Annotated in this window: 26 protein-coding genes and 1 riboswitch; of the genes, 17 read left to right on the top strand and 9 right to left on the bottom strand. The window is 75.2% G+C overall.

The annotated features are described in order from the left end of the window. Nucleotides 1-6: 6 nt before the first annotated feature. Nucleotides 7-927, bottom strand: coding sequence for an EamA family transporter (locus tag MODMU_RS25470; RefSeq protein WP_014743303.1), 921 nt, complete (start codon nt 925-927; stop codon nt 7-9). 71 nt (nt 928-998) lie between these two features. On the opposite strand from MODMU_RS25470, the gene MODMU_RS25465 reads away from it, so the two are divergent. Beyond that, a complete protein-coding gene (locus MODMU_RS25465; RefSeq protein WP_014743302.1) occupies nt 999-1,892 on the top strand; it encodes a LysR family transcriptional regulator in 894 nt (297 codons plus the stop codon). Between the two features lie 13 nt (nt 1,893-1,905). Here the strand turns inward: MODMU_RS25465 and MODMU_RS25460 are convergent, their stop codons facing one another. After that, nucleotides 1,906-2,658 (bottom strand): hypothetical protein, encoded by a 753-nt coding sequence (locus MODMU_RS25460; RefSeq protein ID WP_014743301.1) that lies wholly within the window; start codon nt 2,656-2,658, stop codon nt 1,906-1,908. 106 nt (nt 2,659-2,764) lie between these two features. Between MODMU_RS25460 and MODMU_RS25455 the strand changes: the two genes are divergently transcribed. Next, a complete protein-coding gene (locus MODMU_RS25455; protein ID WP_014743300.1) occupies nt 2,765-3,982 on the top strand; it encodes an MFS transporter in 1,218 nt (405 codons plus the stop codon). Between the two features lie 46 nt (nt 3,983-4,028). Here MODMU_RS25455 and MODMU_RS25450 read toward each other — a convergent pair whose 3' ends face one another. Then, nucleotides 4,029-4,496, bottom strand: a complete 468-nt coding sequence (locus tag MODMU_RS25450) for a pyridoxamine 5'-phosphate oxidase family protein (protein ID WP_014743299.1) — start codon at nt 4,494-4,496, stop codon at nt 4,029-4,031. Between the two features lie 157 nt (nt 4,497-4,653). On the opposite strand from MODMU_RS25450, the gene MODMU_RS25445 reads away from it, so the two are divergent. From MODMU_RS25445 to MODMU_RS25425, 5 genes are all read left to right on the top strand, one after another. Then, nucleotides 4,654-5,976, top strand: coding sequence for a GAF domain-containing protein (locus tag MODMU_RS25445; RefSeq protein ID WP_014743298.1), 1,323 nt, complete (start codon nt 4,654-4,656; stop codon nt 5,974-5,976). A 232-nt stretch (nt 5,977-6,208) separates the two neighbouring features. Further along, on the top strand, nt 6,209-6,760 hold the full coding sequence (locus tag MODMU_RS25440; protein WP_014743297.1) for a (2Fe-2S)-binding protein: 552 nt from the start codon (nt 6,209-6,211) through the stop codon (nt 6,758-6,760). A gap of 73 nt (nt 6,761-6,833) precedes the next feature. Beyond that, nucleotides 6,834-9,332: a xanthine dehydrogenase family protein molybdopterin-binding subunit gene (locus MODMU_RS25435; RefSeq protein WP_014743296.1), complete on the top strand. Its 2,499-nt coding sequence runs from the start codon at nt 6,834-6,836 to the stop codon at nt 9,330-9,332. Then, entirely contained in the window at nt 9,329-10,192 is an 864-nt protein-coding gene (locus MODMU_RS25430; protein WP_014743295.1) for an FAD binding domain-containing protein, read from the top strand. The genes MODMU_RS25435 and MODMU_RS25430 overlap by 4 nt, the downstream gene beginning before the upstream one ends. A 229-nt stretch (nt 10,193-10,421) precedes the next feature. Next, on the top strand, nt 10,422-11,483 hold the full coding sequence (locus MODMU_RS25425; protein ID WP_014743294.1) for an SRPBCC family protein: 1,062 nt from the start codon (nt 10,422-10,424) through the stop codon (nt 11,481-11,483). Here the strand turns inward: MODMU_RS25425 and MODMU_RS25420 are convergent. The 3 genes from MODMU_RS25420 to MODMU_RS25410 are packed head-to-tail and all read right to left on the bottom strand — an operon-like array spanning nt 11,461 to nt 13,458. Next, the gene (locus tag MODMU_RS25420) at nt 11,461-12,108 is read right to left on the bottom strand and encodes an alpha/beta hydrolase family protein (protein WP_014743293.1); all 648 of its coding nucleotides are present in this window, start codon (nt 12,106-12,108) and stop codon (nt 11,461-11,463) included. The genes MODMU_RS25425 and MODMU_RS25420 overlap by 23 nt on opposite strands. After that, a complete protein-coding gene (locus MODMU_RS25415; RefSeq protein WP_014743292.1) occupies nt 12,105-12,776 on the bottom strand; it encodes an HAD-IA family hydrolase in 672 nt (223 codons plus the stop codon). Before MODMU_RS25415 ends, MODMU_RS25420 begins: the two co-directional genes overlap by 4 nt. 4 nt (nt 12,777-12,780) lie before the next feature. Beyond that, complete coding sequence (locus MODMU_RS25410; protein WP_014743291.1) at nt 12,781-13,458, bottom strand: DedA family protein; 678 nt, start codon at nt 13,456-13,458, stop codon at nt 12,781-12,783. A gap of 71 nt (nt 13,459-13,529) precedes the next feature. Here MODMU_RS25410 and MODMU_RS25405 point away from each other — a divergent pair, with 71 nt between their 5' ends. After that, on the top strand, nt 13,530-14,825 hold the full coding sequence (locus MODMU_RS25405; protein WP_014743290.1) for an amidohydrolase family protein: 1,296 nt from the start codon (nt 13,530-13,532) through the stop codon (nt 14,823-14,825). Between the two features lie 42 nt (nt 14,826-14,867). Here the strand turns inward: MODMU_RS25405 and MODMU_RS25400 are convergent, their stop codons facing one another. Both MODMU_RS25400 and MODMU_RS25395 read right to left on the bottom strand, forming a co-directional pair. Further along, complete coding sequence (locus tag MODMU_RS25400) at nt 14,868-15,671, bottom strand: MBL fold metallo-hydrolase (RefSeq protein ID WP_014743289.1); 804 nt, start codon at nt 15,669-15,671, stop codon at nt 14,868-14,870. A 17-nt stretch (nt 15,672-15,688) separates the two neighbouring features. Beyond that, complete coding sequence (locus tag MODMU_RS25395; RefSeq protein ID WP_014743288.1) at nt 15,689-16,222, bottom strand: MarR family winged helix-turn-helix transcriptional regulator; 534 nt, start codon at nt 16,220-16,222, stop codon at nt 15,689-15,691. An 80-nt stretch (nt 16,223-16,302) separates the two neighbouring features. Here MODMU_RS25395 and MODMU_RS25390 point away from each other — a divergent pair, with 80 nt between their 5' ends. The 7 genes from MODMU_RS25390 (at nt 16,303) to MODMU_RS25360 (ending at nt 23,832) form a co-directional block, all read left to right on the top strand. After that, complete coding sequence (locus tag MODMU_RS25390; RefSeq protein ID WP_014743287.1) at nt 16,303-17,268, top strand: alpha/beta hydrolase; 966 nt, start codon at nt 16,303-16,305, stop codon at nt 17,266-17,268. Next, complete coding sequence (locus MODMU_RS25385) at nt 17,268-17,519, top strand: nuclear transport factor 2 family protein (RefSeq protein ID WP_014743286.1); 252 nt, start codon at nt 17,268-17,270, stop codon at nt 17,517-17,519. The genes MODMU_RS25390 and MODMU_RS25385 overlap by 1 nt, the downstream gene beginning before the upstream one ends. Nucleotides 17,520-17,747: 228 nt before the next feature. Next, on the top strand, nt 17,748-18,497 hold the full coding sequence (locus MODMU_RS25380) for an SDR family NAD(P)-dependent oxidoreductase (protein WP_014743285.1): 750 nt from the start codon (nt 17,748-17,750) through the stop codon (nt 18,495-18,497). A 68-nt stretch (nt 18,498-18,565) separates the two neighbouring features. Then, nucleotides 18,566-18,904, top strand: a complete 339-nt coding sequence (locus MODMU_RS25375; protein ID WP_014743284.1) for a UBP-type zinc finger domain-containing protein — start codon at nt 18,566-18,568, stop codon at nt 18,902-18,904. Between the two features lie 31 nt (nt 18,905-18,935). Then, a complete protein-coding gene (locus MODMU_RS25370; protein ID WP_014743283.1) occupies nt 18,936-20,804 on the top strand; it encodes a Na+/H+ antiporter in 1,869 nt (622 codons plus the stop codon). A gap of 119 nt (nt 20,805-20,923) precedes the next feature. Beyond that, nucleotides 20,924-22,447 carry a TldD/PmbA family protein gene (locus MODMU_RS25365; protein WP_014743282.1) on the top strand — a complete coding sequence of 508 codons (1,524 nt, stop codon included), beginning with the start codon at nt 20,924-20,926 and terminating at the stop codon, nt 22,445-22,447. Further along, nucleotides 22,444-23,832 carry a metallopeptidase TldD-related protein gene (locus MODMU_RS25360; RefSeq protein ID WP_014743281.1) on the top strand — a complete coding sequence of 463 codons (1,389 nt, stop codon included), beginning with the start codon at nt 22,444-22,446 and terminating at the stop codon, nt 23,830-23,832. The genes MODMU_RS25365 and MODMU_RS25360 overlap by 4 nt, the downstream gene beginning before the upstream one ends. Before the next feature lie 95 nt (nt 23,833-23,927). Here MODMU_RS25360 and MODMU_RS25355 read toward each other — a convergent pair whose 3' ends face one another. After that, on the bottom strand, nt 23,928-24,215 hold the full coding sequence (locus tag MODMU_RS25355; RefSeq protein WP_193375754.1) for a hypothetical protein: 288 nt from the start codon (nt 24,213-24,215) through the stop codon (nt 23,928-23,930). Between the two features lie 77 nt (nt 24,216-24,292). Next, nucleotides 24,293-24,374: riboswitch (ZMP/ZTP riboswitch) on the top strand. 17 nt (nt 24,375-24,391) lie between these two features. On the opposite strand from MODMU_RS25355, the gene MODMU_RS25350 reads away from it, so the two are divergent. Beyond that, nucleotides 24,392-25,825, top strand: coding sequence for a glycine hydroxymethyltransferase (locus tag MODMU_RS25350; protein WP_014743279.1), 1,434 nt, complete (start codon nt 24,392-24,394; stop codon nt 25,823-25,825). 92 nt (nt 25,826-25,917) lie between these two features. Further along, nucleotides 25,918-26,253: a hypothetical protein gene (locus tag MODMU_RS25345; RefSeq protein WP_014743278.1), complete on the top strand. Its 336-nt coding sequence runs from the start codon at nt 25,918-25,920 to the stop codon at nt 26,251-26,253. The last annotated feature ends 57 nt before the right edge of the window (nt 26,254-26,310 follow it).

The raw sequence follows: 26,310 nt of genomic DNA, 5'->3' as shown, positions 1-26,310 counted from the left end.
CGGCCGTCAGGTCGCGGCGGGCACCAGCGGGGGTGCGGCGGGGGTGCTCGCGGTCCGCCGGCCGGAGCTGCTGAGCAGCACCCCGGCGACCACGACGGCGCCGCAGGCGAGCTCGACCAGGTAGACCCGCTCGCCGAAGGCCAGCCAGGACGCCCCCACCCCGACCACCGGCACCAGCATGGAGAACGGTGCCACCGTGCTCGACGGGTGCCGGCTCAGCAGCGTCGTCCAGATGCCCGAGCCGAGCACGGTGGCGACCAGCACGGTGAAGGCCAGCCCGGCGAGGGCCAGCGCCCCGCGGGTGGAGTCGAGCGTGCTGAGCGAGGTGCCGATCCGCTGCGGGCCCTCCGTCAGCAGCGACACCACCAGCATCGGCAGCGGCGGCACGACGGTCATCCACAGCGTGAGGCGCAGCGGCTGCGGCGCCCGCGCCTGCCGGCTGGCCAGGTTGCCCAGCGCCCAGCCCAGCCCGCCGCAGAGGGTGAGGACGACGGGCAGCAGGTACGCGCCCCCGGCCAGGCCGGCCCGGTGCACGGCGATCCCCGCCAGCCCGCCCACCGCCAGCGCGACGCCGAGGGCCTGCCGGCCGCCGAGCCGCTCGCGCAGCAGCGCCGCCGCCAGCACCACGGTGAACGGGGCGGAGGACTGCAGCACCAGCGAGGCCAGGCCCGAGGGCATCCCGTTGACCATGGCCAGGTACAGGAAGAGGAACTGGAGCACCCCGAAGCCGGTGCCGTAGCCGAGCACCCAGCGCCAGGGCACCCCCGGCCGCGGCACGAACAGCAGGGTCGGCACCGCCAGCACGGCGAACCGGAGGGCCACCAGGAAGAACGGCGGGAACTGCTCCAGGGACAGGTGGATCGCCGGGAAGTTCAGGCCCCAGACGAGGGCGACGAGCCCGGCGAGCAGCCGGTCGCGGGGTGGCATGGACCCACTCTGCGGTCGCTGACGGTCCAGCACCATCGATCGTTCGCACCGCGACCTTGTAGCGTCGCTTCATGGACGTCCGCGCACTGGAGACCCTGCGGGCGGTGGGCCGCCAGGGCGGGGTCACCGCGGCCGCCGCGGTGCTGCACCTCACGCCGTCGGCGGTCTCCCAGCAGCTGGCCGCGCTCTCCCGGGAGATGGGCGTCCCGCTGACCGAGCGGGTCGGCCGGGGGCTGCGGCTCACCCTCGCCGGTCAGGCGCTGGCGGAGGCGGCCGTCGACGTCGCGGTGGCGGTGGAACGGGCCCGGGCCGCCTGCGCGGCCTTCGCCGACCGGCCGGTCGGCACGGTGCGGGTCTCGGCCTTCCAGAGCGCCGCGCACCTGCTGCTGCCCGGCCTGCTGGACCGCGTCGCCGGCCTGGCCGGCGTGACCGTCGAGTGCTCCGACGAGGACGTGGCGCAGGCGGACTTCCCGGCGCTGACCGACCGGGTCGACGTCGTCATCGCCCACCGGCCCGACGACGACGCCGGCTGGCGGGACACCGGCCTGCGGGTGGTCCCGCTGCTCCGCGAGCCGCTGGACGTCGCCGTCCCCGCCGGGCACCGGCTGGCCGGCCGGGCCGAGGTGCGCCCGGCCGACCTGGTCGACGAGGACTGGATCGCGGTCAAGGTCGGGTTCCCGGTCGCCGAGCTGCTCGACGCCGTGGCGGCCGGCTCCGGCGCCCAGCCGCACGTCGCCCACCGGATCAACGACTTCGGCGTCGTCGAGGCGCTGGTCGCCGGCGGGCACGGCATCGCCCTGCTGCCGCGCCACACCGCCGGGCGGCGGCCGGGCGTGCGGCTGGTGCCGCTGGCCGGGGTGCGGGCCGGCCGCCGGATCGACGCCCTGGTCCGCCCGGACCACGCCGAACGGCTGGTCGTGCGGCGGGTGCTCGACGAGCTGGTCGACCTCGCCGCCGGGCTCTGACCCGGCGGGCGGCTCAGCCGACCAGCACCGGGGCCGAGCTGCCGACCTGGTCCAGCCGGGTCCGCCCGGTGGTCGCGCTGACGACCTGCTCCTCCAGCCAGAACACGTAGTACTCGCCGGACACCAGCCCGGTGACCGTCGCCGAGACCTGCTGGCACCCCTCGGGCTGCGCCGCGGCGGCGGTCAGCGGTGCGGGCTGGACCCCGCTCACCGGCCGCTGGGCGACCGCGGAGACCCGGTAGGACTGCACCTCGCCGCGGGCGTCGGACATCCAGGTGACGGTGGCCGAGCCGGTGCCGGCGACCACGCCCGGGGTGATCCGCTTCGGTGTGCTGTACCCGCCGCAGGCGGGCTCCAGCGGGGTCAGCGTGGGGGCGACGCCCCGGGCGGCCCAGGGCTGCAGCGTGATGCCGTTCGGCCGGGGCGGCTGGGGGACCACGAGCCCGCCGACCGCGTCGCCGTCGGTCACCGTCGCGCCGTTCGAGTCGCCGGCCGGGGTGCCGGTGGACCAGGAGAGCAGGCCGTCCCCGAGCGCGGGGGCGGAGCTGCCGCCCACGGTGACCCCCTCGTCGGTGATGGTGCTGGACGCCGTGAGGTCGACCAGCACCGGGGTCAGCTGGGACGCGGCGAACAGCCCGCCGGCGGCCAGCGCCAGCACCGGGGTCAGCCAGCGCGTCAGCCCGCCGCTCCTGGGCGCGCGGCGGACGCGCCTCCGCGGCGCGCGGCGCACGGCCTTCCTCGGTGTGCGGCGTCTCTGCTCGGCCATCGCAGCCCCCTCCCGGTCCTCGGTCGGTCATCGGCATCCGCGGGGGGCTCCTTGAGACCAACGGGGTGCGGGAATGCCGGCCGGGGCGGTGGTCTTGGCTGGACCTGTGAGCGCCGCCCCCGCCGTCGAGACGACGCCGGCCCCGACCGTCCCCGCCCCCCGCACCGCCGTCCTCGCCATCGGCGCGCTGGCCGTCGGCGCCTTCGCCATCGGCACCACCGAGTTCGTGACGATGGGCCTGCTGCCCGACATCGCCGCCGGCGTCGACGCGAGCATCCCCTCGGCCGGCCACCTCATCTCCGCCTACGCCCTCGGCGTGGTCGTCGGCGCGCCGGTGATCGCCGCCCTCGGCGCCCGGCTGCCCCGGCGCGGGCTGGCCGTCGGCCTGATGGCGGCGTTCGTCGCCGGCAACGCGCTGAGCGCGCTGGCCCCCGGCTACGGGACCCTGCTGCTCGCCCGGTTCGTCGCCGGGCTGCCGCACGGCGCCTTCTTCGGGGTCGCCTCGCTCATCGCCGCCTCGCTGGTGCCCGACCGGCTGCGCGGCCGGGCGGTCAGCTCGGTGATGCTCGGGCTGGCGGTCGCCAACGTGGCCGGCGTCCCCGCGGCGACCTGGCTCGGCCAGGCGATGGGCTGGCGCTCGGCCTACTGGGCGGTCGTGCTGCTCGGGGCGCTGACCGTGCTCGCCGTCCTGCTGGTCGTCCCCGCCGTCCCCGGCCGGGCCGAGGCGACGATCCGGTCCGAGCTGGGCGCGCTGCGCCGGCCGCAGGTGGTGCTGACCCTGCTGTTCGGGGTCGTCGGCTTCGGCGGCATGTTCGCCCTGTACAGCTACATCGCGCCGCTGCTCACCGACGTCGCCGGGGCCTCGGCGGGCTTCGTCCCGGTCGCGCTGCTGGTCTTCGGCGTCGGCATGATCGTCGGCACCGCGCTCGGCGGCCGGCTGGCCGACCGCGCGCTGTTCCCCTCGCTGCTGGGCGCGGTGGTCGCCCTCGGCGTCTTCCTGCTCGCCGTGGCGCTGCTCGCCGGGAGCGCCGGCGCCCTGCTGGTCGCGGTGTTCCTCACCGCCGCGGCCAGCTCGGTCCTCGCCGTCTGCCTGCAGCTGCGGCTGATGGAGGTCGCCGGGGACGCCCAGATGCTCGGCGCGGCGCTCAACCACTCCGCGCTCAACCTGGCCAACGCGCTGGGCGCGTGGCTGGGCGGCCTGGTCATCGCCGCCGGCTTCGGCTACCGGGCGCCGAGCCTGGTCGGCACCGGGCTGGCCGTGCTCGGGCTCGGTTTCCTCGCCGCCTCGGCCGTGCTGCGCCGCCGGGAGCTCGCCGCGATCTGATCTGCGGCGGCGATCGGAGGCCGTCCCCGAGCGGACCGCCGGCCGGTCAGCGGCGTTCCACCCGGCTCGTCCCGCGGCCGGCGTGCCACGACTCGATGACCAGCGAGTCGCCGCTCTCCGCGAGCCGCACCACGCTCAGCTCGGTGACGTCGGCCCGGAACAGGTGCGAGGGCCCCGGTGGCGCGCCCCCGGTCATCCGCGCCATGACGGCGGGGTCGGTGACCTCCTCCGCCCGGCCGGCGAGCTTCGCGTCGCCGCGCCACTCCGGTGGGCTGACCGACGGGCCGTGCAGCGCGAAGCGTGGATCGCGCAGCAGGTCCAGGGCCTTGACCGACTGCCACATGCCGCCGAACCAGAGATCGCCGTCGCGGATCTCGATCTCGGTGCCGCTGATCCGGGGCGACCCGTCCCGCCGCAGCGTCGCCAGGGTCTTGTGCGCCCCGGCGTCCAGGAACTGCCGCGCCGTCGCCGCGAGCTCAGGCGCCTCCTGCTCGATCTCCGACCACCGCGCCACGGGACCTCCTCGGCCGCTCCGCCCCCACCGGGACGATGGTGGACCCGCGGTGGCGCAGGGCGGTCGGTCCGCACCGCCCGTCCGCGTCCCTGGCGCGATCGGGGAGCAGCGGTCACGATGGGGCGACCATGACCCTCAGCCCCGGGGACCCCGCGCCGTGACGACCGTGAACCCGTGGCTGGCCCTCCCCGACGGGGACCCCGGCCCGGTGCTCACCCGGCGGCTCCGGGCCGCGCACGAGGCCCTCGTCACGCAGGTCGGCACACCCGCGCGGGACCAGGTGCGCGCGGTCGTGTGGGACTCCTGGCGGCGGTCGCTGCGCAGCGGCGTCGACCCCGACGGGGCGCCGCCCCCGGTGGACCTGCTCGACGACGACCTGGCCGCCTACCGGGCGGCGCACCCGCTGGCCGCGGTCATGCCGGTGATCCGCCGGCTGCTCGTCGCCGACGCCGAGGTGGACCAGATGATCGTCGCGGTGACCGACGCGGCCGGCCGGATGCTCTGGGTGGAGGGCGACTCGCGGCTGCGGGACCGGGCGGCCGGGGTGCACTTCGTCGAGGGCGCCTCGTGGGGCGAGAGCAGCGCCGGGACCAACGCGCCGGGCACCGCCCTCGCCCTCGACCACGCCGTCCAGATCTACGGCAGCGAGCACTACCGCCGTCCGGTCCAGCCGTGGAGCTGCTCGGCGGCCCCGGTGCACGACCCGCTCACCGGTGCCCTGCTCGGCGCCATCGACGTCACCGGCGGCGACCACGTGGCCAGCCCGCACGTGCTGACGCTGGTGCGGGCCACCGCGGCCGCCGCGGAGTCCGAGCTCCGCTGGCTCGGCCGGGACCGCGGGCTGCGCGCTGACCGGCTGGCCGCCGGCCAGCGGCCCGCCGTCCCGACCCTCGAGGTGCTGGGCCGCGACCGCGCCCGGCTGCGCACCGCCGCCGGGGTGCAGGAGCTCTCGCTGCGGCACTCCGAGCTGGTGGTGCTGCTCGCCGAGGCCGCCGCAGCGGGCACCGGGCGGACGGCGGAGCAGCTGGCCGCCGAGTGCCACGCCGGCGAGGCGGCCGCGGTCACCGTGCGCGCCGAGCTGTCCCGGCTCCGCCGGCTGGTGGGCGACCACCTGGTCGGCTCGCGGCCCTACCGGCTGCTCGGGTCGGTGCGCACCGACGCCGAGGAGGTGCGCGGCCTCATCGCGCAGGGGGCGGTGGGCTCGGCGCTGGACCGCTACCGGGGGCCGCTGCTGCCGGGGTCGACGGCACCGGGCGTGCGGGCCGCCCGCGCCCGCCTCGCCGACGAGGTCCGGACGGCGGTGCTCGGCAGCGGGCGCCCGGACCTGCTGGTCCGCTACAGCGAGCTGGCCGAGGCGGCCGACGACCTGGGCACCTGGCAGGCGTGCCTGGCCGTGCTCCCGCCCGGGGCGCGGCGCACCGCGGCGGCCGGGCACGTGCAGCGGCTGCGCGGCGGGCCGCGCGGTCCGCTCCGCCGCTGACGGTCGGTCGACTGCAACCCGGTGCAACGTTGCCCGGGGGGCGTCCTGCGGGGCAGCGCGCGAGGTGTCTCCCGCAGTTGAGCCGCCTCGGCCGTTGAGCAGCCGCATCCGCGGAACCGGGGTCCCGGCCGGCGGCCGCGGGTGTGGACTCGTGCACGTGTCGGTTGTCACACTGCCGCAGGACCCGCGGGACGACCGCGGTGCAGAGCCGATGCAACGAAGCGGAGGACACGTGACGCAGATCAACGTGCGGGTCGACGGGGAGTCCTACACGGACGACGTCGAGCCGCGGACCCTGCTGGTGCACTACCTCAGGGAACAGATCGGCAAGGTCGGCACGGTCGTGGGCTGTGACACCAGCAACTGCGGCGCGTGCACCGTCCACCTGGACGGGCAGGCCGTGAAGTCGTGCACCGTGCTGGCCGTGCAGGCCGACGGCAGCCAGGTCACCACCATCGAGGGGATCGCCGGGGAGGGCATCGGCGGCACCCTGCACCCGGTCCAGCGGGCCTTCCACGAGATGCACGGGCTGCAGTGCGGCTTCTGCACGCCGGGGATGATCATGGCCTCGATCGACCTGCTCAAGGAGAACCCGGACCCGAGCGAGACCGAGGTGCGCGAGGGCATCGAGGGCAACCTCTGCCGCTGCACCGGCTACCAGAACATCGTCAAGGCCGTGCAGCACGCGGCGCAGGAGATGCGGGGCGAGGCACCCGGTGACCCGGGCTCCTCGCCGGCCGCGGTGGACACCGCCGCCTCGGAGCACGTGGTGGCGCAGTCATGACCGAGCTTGCGAGGTCATCATCCAGCACAGCACCTTCGGGCACGGCCCCGACGAGCGCCAGCGAGGAGGCGTCGTGACCGCCGTCGAGGACCCGGCCGCCCCGGAGACCCCCGTCGAGCTGGCCCCGGCCAAGGAGATCGGGCAGGCGCGGCTGCGCAAGGAGGACGCCCGCCTCATCACCGGCGAGACGCAGTGGACCGACAACATCGTGCTGCCGGGCATGCTGCACATGGCGATGCTGCGCAGCCCGGTCGCCCACGGGCGGATCACCCACCTCGACGTCAGCGCGGCCAAGGACCGGCCGAACGTCGTCGCCGTCTACACCGGGGCCGACCTCGCCGAGGAGCAGGGCTCGATCCCCTGCGCCTGGCCGGTGACCCCGGACATGGTCAACCCCGGGCACCCCTCGATCGCCGTCGACCAGGTCAACCACGTCGGTGAGGCGGTCGCGATCGTCGTCGCCCGCACCCGCACCGCGGCCGCGGACGCCCTCGAGGCGATCGACGTCGACTACGAGCCGCTGCCCGTCGTGCTGGACATGGAGACGGCCGTCCAGGACGGCTCGCCGCTGGTCCACGACTCGACCTCGTCGAACACCAGCTACCACTTCGTCTTCGACGCCGGCGAGGCCGGCACCGGCTCGGACACCGAGCAGGCCTTCGCCGATGCCGAGGTCACCGTCAGCCGCCGGTTCGTCCAGCAGCGGCTGATCCCGGCGTTCATGGAGCCCCGGTCGGTCGTCGTCCAGCCCACCCGGGACAGCTACACGATGTGGTCGGCGACCCAGATCCCGCACATCCTGCGGGTGATGGCGGCCAGCGTCACCGGCATCCCGGAGCACAAGCTGCGGGTCATCGCCCCCGACGTCGGCGGCGGTTTCGGCGGCAAGCTGCAGGTCAACCCGGAGGAGATCCTGGCCCTGCTGGTCGCCCGCCGGCTGGGCAAGCCGATCAAGTGGACCGAGACCCGGGGCGAGTCGCTGATGACCGCCCACCACGGCCGCGACCAGGTCCAGTTCGTCGACGTCGCCGCCGACCGCGACGGCACCGTCAAGGCGCTGCGGGTCCGGCTGCTCGCCGACATGGGCGCCTACCTGCGGCTGATCACCCCGGGCGTGCCGGCGCTGGGCGCGTTCATGTTCCCGGGCATCTACAAGTTCCCGGCCTACCGCTTCGAGTGCGACGGGGTGTTCACCAACAAGGTGCCCACCGACGCCTACCGCGGCGCCGGCCGGCCCGAGGCGACGTTCGCGATCGAGCGGATCATGGACGAGCTCGCCGTCGAGCTGGGCATGGACCCGCTGGAGCTGCGCCGCAAGAACTGGATCAACGCCGACGAGTTCCCGTTCACCACGGTCGCCGGCCTGCAGTACGACAGCGGCGACTACGCGCAGGCCACCCAGCAGGCGCTGGAGCTGCTGGGCTACGACGAGCTGCGGGCCGAGCAGAAGCGGCGCCGGGAGTCGAACGACCCGGTCCAGCTGGGCATCGGCTTCTCCACCTTCACCGAGATGTGCGGGCTGGCGCCCTCCCGGGTGCTCGGGTCGCTCTCCTTCGGCGCGGGTGGCTGGGAGTCGGCCTCGATCCGGATGCTGCCCACCGGCAAGGTCGAGGTCGTCACCGGCTCGACGCCGCACGGGCAGGGCCACGAGACGGCCTGGAGCCAGATCGTCGCCGACCAGCTCGGTGTGCCCTTCGAGGACGTCGAGGTGCTGCACGGCGACACCGCGATCTCCTCCCGCGGCCTGGACACCTACGGCTCCCGCTCCCTGGTGGTCGGTGGCACCGCGGTGGTCAAGGCGGCGGAGAAGGTCGTGCAGAAGGCGCGGGCGATCGCCGCGCACCTGCTGGAGGCCAGCGAGGACGACCTGGAGTTCACCGGCGGGAAGTTCTCCGTCAAGGGGACACCGGGCGCCTCCATCGGCATCCAGGAGGTGGCCCTGGCCATCTTCGCCGCGCACGACTACCCGGAGGGGATCGAGCCCTCGATCGACTCCGAGGCGACCTTCGACCCGGAGAACTTCTCCTTCCCGCACGGCACGCACATCTGCGCGATGGAGATCGACACCGAGACCGGGTTCGCCAAGATCCGCAAGTACGCCTGCGTGGACGACGTCGGGACGATCGTGAACCCGCTGATCGTCGAGGGGCAGGTGCACGGCGGCCTGGCCCAGGGCATCGCCCAGGCCATGTTCGAGGAGGCGATCTACGACGCCGAGGGCAACCTGACCACCGGCAGCTTCGTGGACTACCTGATCCCCTCGGCCGCCGACCTGCCGCACTTCGACACCGGCAACACCGTGCACGAGGCGACCAGCAACCCGCTGGGTGCCAAGGGCGTCGGGGAGGCCGGCTGCATCGCCAGCACCCCGGCGGTGGTCAACGCCGCCATCGACGCCGTCCGGCACCTGGGCGTCAGCGAGCTGCGGATGCCGCTGACCCCGGAACGGGTCTGGCGGGCTCTCCACGAGGGCGGGGACGGCGGCGACCGGGCCACCGCGGGCACCAACGCGCACAGCGTCTCCTCCAGCGAGGCGGCCACCGCTTCTGCCACCGAAGGAGACCTGCAGTGATCCCCGCAGCGTTCGCGTACGCCCGGCCCACCACCGTCGAGGAGGCGCTGCGGGTCATCGCCGAGGGCGGGGACGACGTCAAGGTCCTCGCCGGCGGGCAGTCGCTCATCCCGGTGATGCGGCTGCGGCTGGCCGCGCCGGAGCTCGTCGTCGACCTCACCCGGGTCGAGGAGCTGCGCGGGGTGCGGGAGGAGGGCGACCAGCTGGTCGTCGGCGCGATGACCACGCACGCCGACGTGCTCAGCGACCCGCTGCTGGCGCAGTACGCCCAGCTGGTGGTCCAGGCCACCGAGACGGTGGCCGACCGGCAGGTGCGCCGGCGGGGCACCTTCGGCGGCGCCCTGGCGCACGCCGACCCGGCCGGTGACCTGCCGGCGGTGGCGCTGGCGCTGGACGCCGAGTTCGTCGTCGCCGGCCCGGCCGGACGCCGGACGGTCCCCGCGTCGGAGTTCTTCGTCGACTACCTGACCACCGCGCTGGAGGAGGGGGAGCTGCTCGTCGAGATCCGGCTCCCCAAGCTCTCCGCGGCCGACGGCTGGGGCACCCGCTACGAGAAGTTCAACCGGGTCGCCCAGGCCTGGTCGATCGTGGCGGTCGCGGCGGCGGTCCGGCGGGAGGGCGGCCGGATCACCGAGGCGCGCATCGGGCTGACCAACATGGGGCCGACCCCGTTGCGGGCCGGCGCCACCGAGGCCGCCCTGGTCGGGGTCGACGTGAGCCTGGAGACGGTCACCGCTGCCGCCGCCCAGGCCGCCGAGGGCACCAGCCCGAGCAACGACCTCAACGCCCAGGCCGACTACCGGCAGCACCTCGCGCAGGTGCTCACCCGGCGCGCCCTGGCCGCGGCCGCAGGCCTGTAGCACGCAGCGCGTCGGACCGGTCCGTCCTCCCCGGGCGGGCCGGTCCGGCGCGCCGCCGCCGTTCCCGCCTGCGCCGTCGTCCCGCCCGTGGTCGGATGTGCGGGAGGGACGTGCGGAGCGCGGTAGCGTCGCCGTCTCGTCCCTGACCCTGCACGTCCCGGCTCGGCTCGCCGCCGGTGTCGCCGTCTCCCCCGACGGCGCCGGGCCGCACATCCTCGGAGGTCCTGCAGTGCAGCTGGAGAACTCGTTCACCGTGCCCCTGCCCGTCGACGAGGCGTGGCGGGTGCTGTTGGACATCGACCGGATCGCCCCGTGCATGCCCGGGGCGGCGCTCGACTCGGTCACCGGGGACGACTTCACCGGCCGGGTGAAGGTCAAGCTGGGGCCGATCAACCTGACCTACCAGGGCAAGGGGTCCTTCATCGAGAAGGACGAGACCACGCACAAGGCCGTGATCGACGCCCGCGGCAAGGACCAGCGCGGCAACGGCACCGCTGCGGCGATCGTCACCGCCACCCTGGCCGCCGAGGGCAGCGTCACCCGGGTCGACGTGCTGACCGACCTGAACATCACCGGCCGCCCCGCGCAGTTCGGCCGCGGCGTGATGACCGACGTGGGCAACAAGCTGCTCGGCCAGTTCGCCGACAAGCTGTCCGCCCAGCTGGCCAGCGGCGACGCCGGCCTGGTCGACCAGGCCGCGGCCGAGCAGTCGCAGGAGCCGACCGTCGCCAAGACGGTCACCACCGCCGCGGCCACGGCCGCCGCGACCACCGCCGGGGTCGTCGAGGAGGTCGCCGCCTCCGCCGAGGGCGCCGGTGGGCCGGCGAAGAAGGCCGCCGCCGCCGCCAAGAAGACCGCGGCCGCCGCCGCGGACAGCACCGCTCCCGCGGCCACCGCGCCGGCGAAGGCCACCCCGGCGAAGGCGACCCCGGCGAAGGCCACCTCCGCCGCGGTGCCGGACACCGCCCCCGCCGCGGAGGACACGGCGCCCGCCGCCGTCATCGACGCGCCGGCCGACGCGGCCGCGCCGACCCCGATCGGCGCGGCGCGGAAGGCACCCAGCAAGCCGCCGACCGGCACCACCGCGCCGCCGAACCGGCCCGCGGGCGGTGGCCCGGCCAAGAGCACCCCGAGCTCCGCACCGCGGCAGCTCACCCCGACCGAGCCCGAGCCGATCGACCTGCTCGAGGTGGCCGGCGGCGCCGCGTTCACCCGCTACGCGGCCCCCGCGGCCGGCGGCGCGGCGGTCCTGGTGCTCCTGCTGCTGGTCATCCGGCGCCTGCGCCGCTGACCTGACGCCGCGGGTACGCCGCCGCCAGCCAGTCGGTGACGGCGGCGGCGACCGCGGCGGGGTCCCTGCCCAGCGCGTGGTCGCCGGGGACGGGGCGGACGGTGCCGGCGTGCCCGGCCAGCGCCGCCTCGACCTCGGCCGGGCGTCCGAAGGCGTCGGTCTCGCCCTGCACGACGACCAGCGGGACGCCGACGCCGCGCAGCTCCGCGGCGCGGCTCTTCTCCGGCCGGCCGGGCGGGTGCAGCGGGAAGGCCAGGGCGAGCACGCCCGCCGCACCCTGCGCGGGCGCCGTCCGGCAGGCCACCCGCGCCCCGGCGCTGCGGCCACCGAGCACCAGGGGGCCGTCGACCAGGTCGCGCACCTGCGCCAGCACCGCCGTCCAGGCCTCGTCCAGCCGCGGCGGTGCCGGCGCGATCCGCTTCCCGGCGACCCGCCAGGGCTGCTCGACCAGCAGCACCCGCCACCCGGCCTGCGCGCCGGCCCCGGCGACGGCGCGCAGGTCGGCGGAGTCCACGCCGCCGCCGGCACCGTGGCCGAGCACGAGGGTGCCGGCGACGTCCCCCGCCGGCTCGGTGCGGTGCACCCGCGCCGGGCCCAGCGGGGTGGGCACCTCGCGGGCGCTCACGCGCGGGGGAGGGCGAGCAGCGCCTCGACCGCCTCGACGAGCGAGCCGCCCTGCACGTGCGGCGGCTCGAGGACGCCGGCGTACACCCGCTCGGCCCGGTTGGTGGTGAAGGCCGCCGTCAGCCCCGCCCGGCGGGCCCCGGCGACGTCCCAGGAGTGGGCGGCCACCAGGGCCATCCGGTCCGGGGCGACGCCGCAGGTCCCCGCCGCCCACAGGTAGGCCTCGCGGGCGGGCTTCCAGGCGCGGATCGACTCCGAGGTCAGGGTCTGCTCGACCAGCGCGGCGACCCCGCCGCGGGACAGGCCCGCCTCGGCCACCCCCGGCGACCCGTGGCTGAGCGTCACCGCCCGGACGCCGGCCTCGGTGAGCAGCCGCAGCGCGGGCTCGACGTCCGGGTGGGGGGACAGCTCACCGAACGCGTCGGCGACCGCCGCGCAGGCGGCCGGCGGCAACCCGGTCAGCTGGGCCACGGAGGTCTCGAAGGCGGCCCGGAACGGGAACCAGGTGCCCAGGGCCGCGCCGGCGAACCCGGTGAGCAGGGTCCGGGAGAAGACGCTGGGCAGCAGCTGCTCGGACTGGCCGTGCTCGACCAGCGCGGCGCCGACGGGCGCGAGGTCCAGCAGGGTCTCGTTGACGTCGAAGGCGACGACGTCCGGGCGGGTGCGCACCGGATCAGGCCTCGTCCCGCTCGTCGACCGGCAGGTCGGCGCCGGCGTCCGCGGGACGGCTGAACCCGCCGGTCACCTTCTTGTAGACGAACCAGCCCACGCCCAGGACCACTGCGGCGACGACGGCGTAGTCCAGGTAGTGCAGGTTGGCCTCGACGAAGTCGCCGGCGGCGACGCCGAGCCCGATCAGCACGCTGTTCCAGATCAGGCTGCCGGCGGTGGTGAACGCCAGGAACTGCGGCAGCGGCATCTTCACCACACCGGCCGGCACGGACACGAAGCTGCGCACGATCGGGACCATGCGGCCGAAGAAGACCGCGGACCGCCCGTGGCGCTCGAACCAGTCGAAGGTCCGGTCGACGTCGTCGGTGGCGACCAGCGGGAGCCGGTCGAGGAACGCGTGCGAGCGGCGTGGGCCCAGGGCCCGGCCGACCCAGTAGAGCACCAGCGCCCCGACCACCGAGCCGAGGGTGGCGAACAGGACGACCGGGACGACGGAGAGTCGGCCGTCGTTGATCAGCACCCCGGCGGCGCCGAGCACCGCCTCGCTGGGGATCGGCGGGATGACGGTCTCGATCAGGATCGTGAGGCCGACACCGACCGCGCCCAGCTTGTCGACGAGATCGAGCAGGAACCCGGTGATCCCCCCTTGGTCGGACGAGGCGGCGGCGAGGATCGGCATGGGCCCACGGTATCGGCGGTCCCCGTGCGTCGCCGGGCCCCGCCGTGGCTGCGCCAGTAGGTTCAGCGTCCATGCTGCAGCGCTTCGCCGCCCGCGCCGTCGTCGTCGGTGACCGTGCCGGCACCGTCGTCCCCGATGCCGTGCTCGACGTCGTCGACGGTGTGATCGGCTGGGTCGGCCCGGCCGCCGACGCCCCGCCGCTGACCGAGGACGCCGAGGTCAGGAGCCTTCCGGGGGTGCTCGTGCCGGGCATGGTGAACACCCACTCGCACGCCCCGATGGTGCTCTTCCGGGGGCAGGGCGAGGGGCTGCCGCTGGACCGCTGGCTGCGCGAGGTCATGTGGCCGCGTGAGGCGAGGCTCACTCCCGAGGACGTCGAGGTGGCGATGACCGCGGCGTCGGCGGAGATGCTCCGGCACGGGGTGACCACCAGCGTGGAGATGTACTTCCAGCCCGAGCGGATCGCCGCGGCGGTGCGGGCGACCGGTGCCCGGGCGGTGGTGGCCAACCCGCTCATCGGGCTGCCCGGGTTCGGCACCTTCGACGAGCAGCTGGCCACCGCGGTCGGGTTGGCCGGGCGCAGCGACGCCCAGGTCGAGTTCGGCATCGGCCCGCACTCGGCGTACACGGTGCCGCTGCCGGTGCTGCGCGACGCCGCCGTCGCCGCGCGGGAGCACGGCATGCTCCTCACCGTCCACGTCGCGGAGACCGCCACGGAGGGCGACGAGCTGCTCGCCCAGCACGGGTCGAGCGTGCCGGCGCTGCTCGCCGCGCACGACGTGCTCGGCGGCCGGGTGCTCGGCGCGCACTGCGTGCACATGGACGACGGCGACCTGGAGCTGTGGCGCGAGTACGACGTCGCGGTGGCCCACTGCCCGGGCAGCAACACAAAGCTGGCCAGCGGTACGGCGCGGCTGCGGGACATGCTCGACCTGGGCATCCGGGTCGGCATGGGCACCGACGGGCCGGCGTCCAACGACAACCTGGACCTGTTCGAGGACCTCCGGCTGGCCGCGCAGCTGGCCCGGCTGCGTGAGCGGGACGCGACCGCGCTCACCGCGCCGGAGGCGTTCTGGCTGGCCACCGGGGCGGCGGCCGCGGCGGTCGGGCGCGACGACCTGGGTCAGCTGACCGCCGGCCGGCGGGCGGACCTGGTGCACGTGGACACCGAGGACATCGCGTTCACCCCGGTCGGCGACGTCACCGACCTGCTCACCCACCTGGTCTGGTCGGTGGGCTCCCGGCACGTCCGCGACACCTGGGTCGCCGGCCGGCAGCTGGTGCGCGACGGCGTCAGCACGACGGTCGACGAGGCCGCGCTGCGCGCCGACGTGCAGACCCGCGCGATGCGCCTCGCCGGCCGCTGAGCGGAGTGCCACGGCGCGGTTTCCGCGCCCGTGGCACTCCACTCAGGCTCTCAGCGAGATGGTCTGGCCGCGGCCCACGGTGCGGATCTCGCCCGGGGCGCGGCGGGCGGCGACCTCGGCGACGAAGTCGCCGAGCGGGCTGCGGAAGACCGTGTAGTCGTCGTAGTGCACCGGGACGACGACGGACGGCGAGAGCAGCTCGACCAGGTCGGCGCCCTGCCGGCCGTCCATCGTCACGGTGAACCCGAACGCCTGGGTGCCGCCCAGGTGCGGGACCAGCACGTCCAGCGGGCCGCAGCGCTGCAGCACCTCGCCGATGTCCCGGCGGAAGAGCGTGTCGCCGCTGATGTAGCCCCGCCAGGTGACCGCGCCGTCCTGCACCAGCTCGAGCACGCTGCCCATCACCGGCGGCAGCAGCCTGCCGAGCAGGCCCGGGCCGTGCACCCCGGGCACCGAGGTGATCCGCAACGTCGTCGTCCCGGAGACCAGCTCGTGGGTCTGCCAGTCGGTGAGGTCGCTGGTCGCGTGGAAGCCCTTCTGCGCCAGCTCGCGCGCGGCCGCCGGCGTGGTCACCACCGGCGTCTCCTTGGGCAGCGAGCGGGTGGCGATCGCGTCCCAGTGGTCGCCGTGCAGGTGGGACAGCAGGACGGCGTCGAGCGCCGGCAGCTGGGTGGGCTGCAGCGCGGGTTCGGTGAGCCGCTTGGTGAACAGCCCGTAGCCCAGGTAGGCGCGCTGGCCCCGGTGCAGGAAGTTGGGGTCGGTCAGCAGCGTGAACGGCCCCAGCCGCAGCAGGGTCGTCGCGTTGCCACCGAAGGTGAGCGTGACGTCGTGCTCGTCGCCGGCCATGCCGCGGCGGGTACCCCTCAGTCCGCGGCCGCCAACCCCGGCAGCCGCCGCTGCGGCTGACCGGGGCGCGGCAGCGTGCCGTGGGTGAGCACCTGCTCGTGCACCTGCTCCAGCGCGGCCCGCAGCGGGGGGAGCAGGGCCGGGTCCAGGCCGTCGAAGAACATCCGCCGGACCAGGTCCGCGTGGCCGGGGGTGGCCTCGGCCAGCGCCGCCCGGCCCGCGGCGGTGAGGACGGCGTCGGTGGCCCGCCGGTCGGTGGCCGACGGGCTGCGCTCGACCAGTCCGCGGGCGCTCATCCGCTGCAGGTGGTGGGACAGCCGGCTGCGCTCCCAGGCCAGCCGGGTGGCCAGCGCGGTGAGCTGCAGCCGGCCGTCCGGGGAGTCGGCCAGCGCGTTGAGCACGTCGTAGTCCGGCAGGGACAGCTCGCTGTCGGTCTGCAGCTGCCGGTTCATCTCGTAGCCCAGCCGCAGCATCACCCGCATGTACGCGAACCAGGTCTCCTGCTGCTCGGGGCTGAGCGGGGCGGGAGGGCGGTCCGGAGTGCGTGACATGTCATGTAGCTTCCTCTGCGACGGTCCCGTCAGTGTCGACCGCGGCCGCCGTCCAGTCGAAACCGAGCCGGGAGGCACCCGTGTCCGAACCCGTCCGCCCCGTGCTGGAGGAGGCCGCGCAGGCCTTCGCCGACGCGAACTCCACCCCGCCGTTCCTGTACCAGCTCACCCCCGAGAAGGGCCGCGAGGTCGCGATCGGGGTGCAGACCGACCCGCCGCCGGTGCTGCTGGCCGCCGACGTCGAGGACCTCGTCGTCCCCGGTGGCCCGACCGGTGAGGTGCGGGTGCGCATCGTCCGGCCGAAGGGCGCCACCGGCCCGCTGCCGGTCGTGCTCTACGTCCACGGCCTGGGCTGGGTGTTCGGCGGCCCGGTCACCCACGACCGGCTGGTCCGCGAGATCGCCGTCGGCACGCAGGCCGCCGTGGTCTTCCCCGACTACGACCTCGCCCCGGAGCACCAGTACCCGACCCAGGTCGAGCAGGTCTGGGCGGTCGCCGACTGGATCGCGATGAACGGCCCCGAGAACGGCCTGGACCCGGCGCGGCTGGCCGTGGCCGGCGACTCGGTCGGCGGCAACATGGCCACCGTCACCACGATCCTGGCCAAGCAGCGCGGCGGTGTGGAGTTCCAGGGCCAGCTGCTCTACTACCCGGTCACGAACGCCGCGTTCGACACCGGCTCCTACGAGCAGTTCGCCACCGGCTACTTCCTCGCCCGCGAGGGCATGCAGTGGTTCTGGGACCAGTACACGACCGACGAGGCCCAGCGGGCCGAGATCACCGCCTCCCCGCTGCGGGCCACCACCGACGAGCTCGCCGGGCTGCCGCAGGCGCTGGTCGTCGTGGGCGAGGCCGACGTGCTGCGCGACGAGGGTGAGGCCTACGCCGCCAAGCTGCGCGCCGCCGGCGTGCCGGTGACGGCGGTCCGCTACGGCGGGATCATCCACGACTTCGTCGGCCTCCAGCCGCTGCGGCACACCTTCGCCGCCGAGGCCGCGATCAACCAGGGCATCGCGTTCCTGCGCGGCGTGCTCGGGACCGACTGATGGCCGGCCCCGAGGAGCTGCTGGCCCGGATGGTCGCCGAGGTCTTCAACGAGCCGGACGCCGGCCGGCGGGCCGCCGCGATCGACGAGGTGTTCGCCCCCGACGTCGTGTTCGTCGACGCCGAGCACGAGGTGCACGGCCGGGAGGAGCTGGCGGCCACGGTGACCGGGCTGCTGGCGCAGGGGCCGGGGCTGGTCTTCACGCCGGTCGGTTCCTTCCGCGGGGTGGGCGACCTGGGCATGCGGTCCTAGCGGCTTGGGCCGCCCGGCGGCGAGCCGGTGCTCGGCGGCCTGGACGTCGCCCAGGTCGTCGACGGCCGGATCGCCCGGCTCTGGACCGCGCTCGACGCGTGACGCCGCGGCGGGGGCGCTGACCTGCGTCCCCGCCGCCGTCGTCCCGACCTGGAATACGTGACATGTCATTCTGTTGTAGCCACCGAGCGGTGTGACCGAGCACCGCCGGAGGCTGAGGAGCCCACGATGGGACAGCTCGACGGCAAGACGGCACTGGTGACCGGCGCGACCTCCGGGATCGGGCTGGCCGCGGCGCAGCGGTTCGCCGCGGAGGGCGCGCACGTGTTCGTGACCGGGCGCCGCAAGGACGCCCTCGACGAGGCGGTCGCCGCGATCGGCTCCGGCGCGGTGGGCGTGCAGAGCGACGTCAGCGACCTGGCCGACCTCGACCGGTTGTTCGCGGAGATCGCGGCGGCCGGCCGCGGCCTGGACGTCGTCTTCGCCAACGCCGGCGGCGGCGAGTTCGCCGCGCTCGGCGAGATCACCCCGGAGCACTACGCCGACACCTTCGACACCAACGTCCGCGGCACCCTGTTCACCGTGCAGGGGGCGCTGCCGCTGCTCAACGACGGCGCCTCGATCGTGCTCGCCGGGTCCACCGCCACCCTGCACGGGACGCCGTCCTTCAGCGTCTACGGGGCCTCCAAGGCCGCCCTGCACTCGTTCACCAAGACCTGGGCGGTGGAGCTCGCCGGCCGCGGCATCCGGGTCAACACCCTGGTCCCCGGCCCGACCGAGACGCCGGGGCTGGTCGCGCTCGCCCCCGACTCGGCCGCGGCCCAGCAGATGCTGCAGGGGATGGCCGCCGGCATCCCGCTGAAGCGGGTCGCGCACACGTCGGAGATCGCGGCCGGCGCGTTGTTCCTCGCCTCGGACCAGAGCAGCTTCATGACCGGCAACGAGCTGGTGCTCGACGGCGGCGAGGACCAGGCCTGACCGCTTCCGCCAGGAGCCGCCGCTGGGTGAGACTCACGGCGGCGCGCATCGACCCAGGAGGAGCACCCATGGACCAGATCGACCCGACCGTCCCACCCAGCGGGACCGGGTGCGTCGAGTGCGAGGCCAGCGGCGCGTGGTGGCTGCACCTGCGCCGGTGCGCGGCCTGCGGGCACGTCGGCTGCTGCGACTCCTCGCCCAACCAGCACGCGACCGCGCACGCGCACGCCTCCGGGCACCGGGTCGTGCAGAGCTTCGAGCCCGGGGAGGGTTGGTTCTGGGACTACGTGGCCGGCGAGTTCGCCGACGGGCCGGAGCTCGCCGCCCCGACCGCACACCCGGCGGCGCAGCCGGTGCCGGGCCCCGCCGGCCGGGTGCCTGCCGACTGGGCGAGGCACCTGCACTGACAGGATCGGCGTCCGTGGGGACGACGCAGCCGTGGAGCTGACCGCCGAGCTGGTCGCGCTGGTGATCGCCGTCGGCGTGGTCGCCGGCCTGTGCAACCGGTTCGGCTGGCCGACCCCGCTGGTGCTCGTGGTGGCCGGCGCCGCGGCGTCGTACCTGCCGCACGTGCCGGACGTGCAGCTGGACCCGGACGTGGTGCTCTTCGCGCTGCTCCCGCCGCTGCTGTACGCCACGACGGCCCGGACGTCGCTGTTCGACTTCAAGCACAACAAGGCCAGCATCTTCTCGATGTCGGTGGTGCTCGTCGTCGTCACCACGCTGTTCGTCGGCTGGGTCACCTGGTTGCTGCTGCCCGGCGTGGCCCTCGCGGCCGCCCTGGCGCTGGGCGCGGTCGTCGCGCCACCGGACGCGATCGCGGCCTCGGCGATCGGCCGCCGGCTGGGTCTGCCCCGGCGGGTGGCGACCCTGCTGGAGCACGAGAGCCTGGTCAACGACGCCGCGGCGCTGATCGCGCTGAGCGTCGCGGTCTCCGCGCTGACCTCGGAGCCCTCGCCGCTGGAGGTCGCCGGCGAGTTCGTCTGGGCGGTCGTGGGCGCGGTGCTCGTCGGCGGCGTGGTCGCCGCGGTGCTCGCCGTCGTCCGGGCCCGGGTGCAGGACCCGGTGCTGGACACCCTGGTCTCCTTCGTCGCCCCCTACCTGGCGTTCCTGGCCGCGGAAGAGGTGCACGCGTCGGGGGTGCTGGCCACGGTCGTCACCGGCCTGGCGCTGGCGCACGTCTCCCCGAAGGTGCAGACGGCGACCGCGCGGGTCACCGAGGCGGTCACCTGGCGCACCGTCGCCTTCGTGCTGGAGAACAGCGTGTTCCTGCTCATCGGCCTGCAGCTGCCCGGCCTGCTCTCCGGCGCCTCGGACAGCGGCCTGGGCGCGGGCCGGATCGCCCTGGTCTGCGCCGGGGTGCTGGTGGCCACCGTGGTGGTGCGCTTCGCGTTCGTCTTCGGGCTGGCCGGCGCCCTCTCCGTCGGGACGCCCGCGATGCGCCGCCAGGCGTGGAGCCCCGCGGTCGCCGGGCTGGTCTCCTGGGCGGGCATGCGCGGCGTGGTCACCCTCGCCGCGGCCCAGGTGCTGCCCGAGGACCTGCCGAACCGGGAGGTGCTGCTGCTCGCGGCGTTCACCGTCGTCGTCGGCAGCCTGCTGGTGCAGGGCTCGACGCTGCCCTGGCTGGTCCGCCGGGTCGGCCTGCCGCCGCCGGACCCGGCCGAGGACGCGCTGCAGGCTGCGGTGATCGGCGACGCCGCCAACGCCGCCGGGCTGCAGCGGCTGGGCGAGCTGACCACCGGCGAGGAGCCCGAGGGCGTCGTCGACCGGCTGCGCGACCGGTCCATCGCGCGCTCGCACGCCACCTGGGAGCGGCTGGGCCGGCCGCTGGCCGACCAGCAGACGCCGTCGAGCATCTACGCGCGGCTGCGGATGGCGATGCTCGCCGCCGAGCGGGACGTCGTGGTGCGCGCCCGCGACGCCGGCACCGCCCCGGCGGAGGTGCTGGAGGCCGCGCTCAACGCCATCGACGTCGAGGAGTCGCTGCTCGACCGGCACGAGGAGCTGGAGTCGCTGGACCGCGAGCGCCCGCTGGCCCCCCGGCCCAGCGACGAGCGCTGCGCGCACCTGCGGCTGGCGCCGGTGGGGGTCGCGCACCCCGAGCAGGCCTGCGAGGACTGCCTGCGTGAGGGGACGACCTGGGTGCACTTGCGCACCTGCCTGACCTGCGGCCACGTCGGCTGCTGCGACTCCTCGCCGCGCCGGCACTCCCGCGCGCACTTCGGCGCGGAGGGGCACCCGGTCGTCGTCAGCGCCGAGCCGGACGAGGCTTGGCGCTGGTGCTGGATCGACAGCGAGCTCGGCTAGCCCGAGCGCCTGCCTGACCCGCGCCCGGCTCCGCCGCCCGTCGGCGTCCGGTCGTCGGTCTGTAGCCGGGCTCAGCAACGGCGTCGCCGTCATCGGGGGGTGCCTGGTAGACATGGGGCGTGGCACAGACCCGTTCCGTCGACGAGTCCTTCCTCGCCCTCCCGCTCTCCGCGCTCGCCGACGCGGCGCTGACCCGGGCGGTCGACCTGGGGTGCGAGCACGCCGACCTGCGGGTCGAGCGGATCCGCACGCAGAGCGTCCGGCTGCGCGACGCGCGGCTGGAGGCGCTGGGCGACGGGGAGGACCTCGGGCTCGCCGTCCGCGTCGTCCACGAGGGCACCTGGGGGTTCGCCGCCGGCGTCGTGCTCACCGCGGCGGAGGCGGTCCGGCTCGCCGAGGAGGCGGTCGCCGTCGCGCAGGTGTCGGCCGCGATGAACACCGACCGCGTCGAGCTGGCCCCCGAGCCGGTGCACGACGGGCAGTGGGTGTCTGCCTACGACGTCGACCCGTTCGCCGTCCCGGACGCGGAGAAGACCGGCCTGCTCACCGAGCTGTCCGAGCAGCTGCTGGCCGCCGACGGCGTGGAGCACGTGCAGACCAGCTTCATGGCGGTCAAGGAGCAGAAGTTCTACGCCGACACGGCCGGCACCCGGACCCGCCAGCAGCGGGTGCGGGTGCACCCGGAGTTCACCGCGCTCACCGTCGACCGGGCCACCGGCACCTTCGAGTCGATGCGCACGCTCGCCCCACCGGTCGGCCGGGGCTGGGAGTTCCTGACCGGGTCCGCGGCCGACGGCGGCTGGGACTGGCGCGGCGAGCTCGCCGAGATCCCGGAGCTGCTGCGGGAGAAGGTCGCCGCCCCCTCGGTCGAGGCCGGCCGGTACGACCTGGTCGTCGACCCCTCGAACCTGTGGCTGACCATCCACGAGTCCATCGGCCACGCCACCGAGCTGGACCGGGCGCTGGGCTACGAGGCGGCCTACGCCGGCACCTCCTTCGCCACCCCCGACAAGCTGGGCACCCTGCAGTACGGCTCGCCGCTGATGCACGTCACCGGTGACCGCACCGCCGAGCACGGCCTGTCCACCGTCGGCTGGGACGACGAGGGCGTCGAGGCCCAGCAGTGGGACCTGGTCCGCGACGGCGTGCTGGTCGGCTACCAGGTCGACCGGAACACGGCCTCGAAGTCGGGGTCGGCCCGGTCCAACGGCTGCTCCTTCGCCGACTCGGCCGCGCACGTGCCGGTGCAGCGGATGGCCAACGTGTCGCTGCAGCCGACGCCCGACGGCCCCTCGACCGAGGAGGTCATCGCCGGGGTCGAGCGCGGCATCTACGTCGTCGGGGACAACAGCTGGTCGATCGACATGCAGCGGTACAACTTCCAGTTCACCGGGCAGCGGTTCCACCGAATCGAGGGCGGCCGGCTGACCGGTCAGCTCCGGGACGTCGCCTACCAGGCGACCACGACGGACTTCTGGGGCTCGATGACCGCGGTCGGCGGCCCGCAGACCTACGTGCTCGGCGGGGCGTTCAACTGCGGCAAGGCCCAGCCCGGCCAGGTCGCACCGGTCAGTCACGGCTGCCCGACCGCGCTGTTCGAGGGCATCAGCATCCTCAACACCAAGCAGGAGGGTGGGCGATGACCCAGCTGCGACCCCAGGAGATCGTCGAGCGGGCGCTGGCCGCGTCGACCGTCGACGGGCAGGTCACCTACGTCACCGAGAGCTCGGAGGCCAACCTCCGCTGGGCCGGCAACAGCCTGACCACCAACGGTGCGATGCGGTCCCGGCAGGTCGTCGTCATCTCCTTCGTCGACGGCGGCGCCGGGATGGCCACCGGCACCGTGGCCCGCACCGGCACCCCGGACGTCGCGGAGCTGGTGGCGGCCAGCGAGCAGGCCGCCCGCGACGCCGGGCCGGCCGAGGACGCCGTGGCGCTGGTCAGCGAGGTGCCGCCGGGCGCCGGTGACTGGGACGCCGACGCGGCGGAGACCTCGATCGACGTCTTCGCCGAGTTCGCCCCCGCCCTCGGCCAGGCCTTTGGCGAGGCCCGCGGCCGGGAGGAGCTGCTGTTCGGGTTCGCCGAGCACCAGCTGGCGACCACCTACCTGGGCACCTCGACCGGCCTGCGGCTGCGGCACGACCAGCCCACCGGCCGGGTGGAGCTCAACGGCAAGAGCACCGACTTCGGCCGGTCGGTCTGGGCCGGGGTGGGCACCCGCGACTTCACCGACGTCTCGGTCGCCGACCTGGCCGCCGAGGTGCAGCAGAAGATGGCCTGGTCGCAGCGGCGGGTCGACCTGCCGGCCGGCCGCTACGAGACGCTGCTGCCGCCCTCGACGGTCAGCGACCTGATGGTCGTCGCCTACTGGTCGATGGGGGCCCGCGACGCCGACGAGGGGCGCAGCGTCTTCGCCCGGCCCGGCGGCGGCAACCGGATCGGCGACCGGCTGGCCCGGCTGCCGCTGACCCTGCGCAGCGACCCGGCGGCGCCCGGCCTGGAGACCGCGCCGTTCCAGGCGGTCGGCGGCTCCTCGGGCAGCGCCTCGGTGTTCGACAACGGCATGGCCACCCCGGCGGTCGAGTGGATCTCCGAGGGCGTGCTCACCAACCTGGTCCGGCCGCGGGCCTGGGCGCAGCGGACGGGTGCTCCGGCGACCGCGGCGGTGGACAACCTCGTCCTCGAGGACCGGACGGCGACCGCGTCGCCGGCCGAGATGATCGCCCGCACCGAGCGCGGGCTGCTGCTGACCACGCTCTGGTACATCCGCGAGGTCGACCCGCAGACGCTGCTGGTCACCGGGCTCACCCGGGACGGCGTCTTCCTGGTGGAGGGCGGCGAGGTGACCGGGGCGGTGAACAACTTCCGGTTCAACGAGTCGCCGGTCGACCTGCTCGGCCGGGCGTCGGAGGCCAGCCGCACCGAGCGGACGCTGCCCCGGGAGTGGAACGACTGGTTCACCCGGGCGGCGATGCCGATGCTGCGGGTCCCGGACTTCAACATGAGCTCGGTCAGCCCGGCGAGCTGACCGCCCCCGGTGTACTTCCGCGCCCACTAGAGCTCTGCCCCCCCATGGGGGGCAGAGCTCTACTGCGCACCGGACGACCCGCTGCGCCGGACCGGTCAGCGCTGGTCGCGGCCCGTCTGGCCTGGGTCGGGCGTGGCGGTAGAGACGGCCGGGTCGACCGGGTTGCCGGTCGGCTCCGGCCCGACCTCGGCGGGGTCCGGCGTGTGGAACGGGGTCTCGCTCTGCGTCGCGGCCGGGCCGTCCGCGTCGGTCTGCTCGGGGCGGTCGGGCTCCTCGCCGCCGACGCCGAAGCCCTCGGCCGGCGGCGGGGCGCCGGTGCCGGCGTCCGCGGCGGGGACCCCCTCGTCGGGGGTGGGCTGGACCGGGTCGAACGGTGCGCTCATGGACATGCGCCGTCCGTACCCACCCGGATGGCCGGCGCACCACCGGCCGGTGACCGTCCGGTGCCGCCGCTATCCTCACCGCGGGCCGTGACTGGCGCTGACAGGTGGGCCACCACCGGGGAGCGGCTCCGTCGACCGCCGCGCGCCTGGGCTCCCGTCGACCGCAGGAGTGCCCCGTGACCACCACCGTGAGCCGTGAGACCGCCGCGTTCGCCGGCGCGCTGGACGTCATCGCCCAGGTCGAGCCCCGGGTGGCGGCCGCCATCGGGCAGGAGCTCACCGACCAGCGGGAGAGCCTCAAGCTCATCGCCAGCGAGAACTACGCCTCGCCCGCCGTCCTGCTGGCGATGGGCAACTGGTTCAGCGACAAGTACGCCGAGGGCACGCCCGGCCGCCGGTTCTACGCCGCCTGCCAGAACGTCGACACGGTGGAGCGGCTGGCCGCCGAGCACGCCCGGGAGCTGTTCGGCGCCGACCACGCCTACGTCCAGCCGCACTCGGGCATCGACGCGAACCTGGTCGCCTTCTGGTCGATCCTGGCCCACCGGGTGGAGAGCCCGGTGCTGGCCGAGGCCGGCGTGAAGAACGTCGACGCGCTCAGCGAGGCCGACTGGGCCCGGCTGCGGCGGGCGCTCGGCGACCAGCGGATGCTCGGCATGAGCCTGGACGCCGGCGGTCACCTCACCCACGGCTTCCGGCCGAACATCTCCGGCAAGATGTTCGAGCAGGCCAGCTACGGCACCGACCCGGAGACCGGGCTGATCGACTACGCGGCGGTGCGCGCGCAGGCCCGCGAGTTCCGGCCGCTGGTCCTGGTCGCCGGCTTCTCCGCCTACCCGCGGCGGGTCGACTTCGCCGCGATGCGGGAGATCGCCGACGAGGTGGGCGCCACGCTGCTGGTCGACATGGCGCACTTCGCCGGGCTGGTGGCGGGCAAGGTGCTCACCGGCGACTTCGACCCGGTGCCGCACGCCGACGTCGTCACCACCACCACGCACAAGTCGCTGCGCGGGCCGCGCGGCGGGATGGTGCTGTGCACCGAGGAGTACGCCCCGGAGGTCGACCGCGGCTGCCCGATGGTGCTCGGCGGCCCGCTGCCGCACGTGATGGCGGCCAAGGCGGTCGCGCTGGCCGAGGCCCGCCGTCCGGAGTTCGCCGGCTACGCCCAGCAGATCGTGGCCAACGCCCGGGCGCTCGCCGACGGCCTGCTGCGCCGCGGTGCCCGGCTGGTCACCGGCGGCACCGACAACCACCTCGTGCTGGCCGACGTCAGCAGCTTCGGGCTGACCGGCCGCCAGGCGGAGGCCGCGCTGCTGGACGCGGGCCTGGTGACCAACCGCAACTCCGTGCCGGCCGACCCGAACGGCCCCTGGTACACCTCCGGCATCCGGCTCGGCACCCCGGCGCTGACCACCCGCGGCCTGGGCGAGGCCGAGCTCGCCGAGGTGGGCGAGCTGTTCGTCGACGTGCTGACCGCCACCCAGCCCGACGGCGACTCGAAGATGCGGTACCGGCTGGACCCGGCCGTGGCCGAGCGCGTGCGCGCCCGGGCCGCCGAGCTGGTCGGCGCCCACCCGCTGTACCCGGAGATCGACCTCTCCGGCCGCTGACCCGCCTCGGCCGCGACACCGCGGCGACCCCCGACGTCGTCGCCGCGATCACAGCAGCCAACGGCCCGGAGGACCGGCTCGACGGGCCCGGGGTGGACGCCGACGCCGCGCTGCACCGGCGCACCTACCGGCAGGTCCTCGCCGACGCCGGGCTGGACGACGAGCTGGCCGCCACGCTGTACGCGGTGGAGTCCGACCTCTCGCTCAACGCCTTCGCCGACGACGTGGCGGGGACGCTGGCGGCGCTGCGCCGGCGCGGCGTGCGGGTCGGCGTGCTGAGCGACCTGCACGTCGACGTCCGGCCGGCGTTCCGGGCGGTCGGGCTGGGCATGACGGTCCTGCTGGTCCCGCCGCTGAGGTCGGTGGCCGAGCGGCGGCTGCACCGGGTGCTGGCGCTGTGCGGTGCGGAGTACGGTACGCGGCGGTAACCGCAGGCCGCGGCGGTGCGGTCTTCGTAACGACATCTCGTTCCGACCGTCACCACG

Origin of the sequence: Modestobacter italicus (assembly GCF_000306785.1) — a bacterium.
In the GTDB taxonomy this organism is placed as follows: domain Bacteria; phylum Actinomycetota; class Actinomycetes; order Mycobacteriales; family Geodermatophilaceae; genus Modestobacter; species Modestobacter italicus.
This window is presented reverse-complemented; position numbering and strand designations above follow the sequence as displayed.

Excerpts from the sequence above, each read along its gene's own strand:
- MODMU_RS25470 (WP_014743303.1), bottom strand. The coding sequence starts at position 927 with ATGCCACCCCGCGACCGGCTGCTCGCCGGGCTCGTCGCCCTCGTCTGG.
- MODMU_RS25465 (WP_014743302.1), top strand. The coding sequence starts at position 999 with ATGGACGTCCGCGCACTGGAGACCCTGCGGGCGGTGGGCCGCCAGGGC.
- MODMU_RS25460 (WP_014743301.1), bottom strand. The coding sequence starts at position 2,658 with ATGGCCGAGCAGAGACGCCGCACACCGAGGAAGGCCGTGCGCCGCGCG.
- MODMU_RS25410 (WP_014743291.1), bottom strand. The coding sequence starts at position 13,458 with ATGCCGATCCTCGCCGCCGCCTCGTCCGACCAAGGGGGGATCACCGGG.
- MODMU_RS25405 (WP_014743290.1), top strand. The coding sequence starts at position 13,530 with ATGCTGCAGCGCTTCGCCGCCCGCGCCGTCGTCGTCGGTGACCGTGCC.
- MODMU_RS25400 (WP_014743289.1), bottom strand. The coding sequence starts at position 15,671 with ATGGCCGGCGACGAGCACGACGTCACGCTCACCTTCGGTGGCAACGCG.
- MODMU_RS25395 (WP_014743288.1), bottom strand. The coding sequence starts at position 16,222 with ATGTCACGCACTCCGGACCGCCCTCCCGCCCCGCTCAGCCCCGAGCAG.
- MODMU_RS25385 (WP_014743286.1), top strand. The coding sequence starts at position 17,268 with ATGGCCGGCCCCGAGGAGCTGCTGGCCCGGATGGTCGCCGAGGTCTTC.
- MODMU_RS25380 (WP_014743285.1), top strand. The coding sequence starts at position 17,748 with ATGGGACAGCTCGACGGCAAGACGGCACTGGTGACCGGCGCGACCTCC.
- MODMU_RS25375 (WP_014743284.1), top strand. The coding sequence starts at position 18,566 with ATGGACCAGATCGACCCGACCGTCCCACCCAGCGGGACCGGGTGCGTC.
- MODMU_RS25360 (WP_014743281.1), top strand. The coding sequence starts at position 22,444 with ATGACCCAGCTGCGACCCCAGGAGATCGTCGAGCGGGCGCTGGCCGCG.
- MODMU_RS25355 (WP_193375754.1), bottom strand. The coding sequence starts at position 24,215 with ATGAGCGCACCGTTCGACCCGGTCCAGCCCACCCCCGACGAGGGGGTC.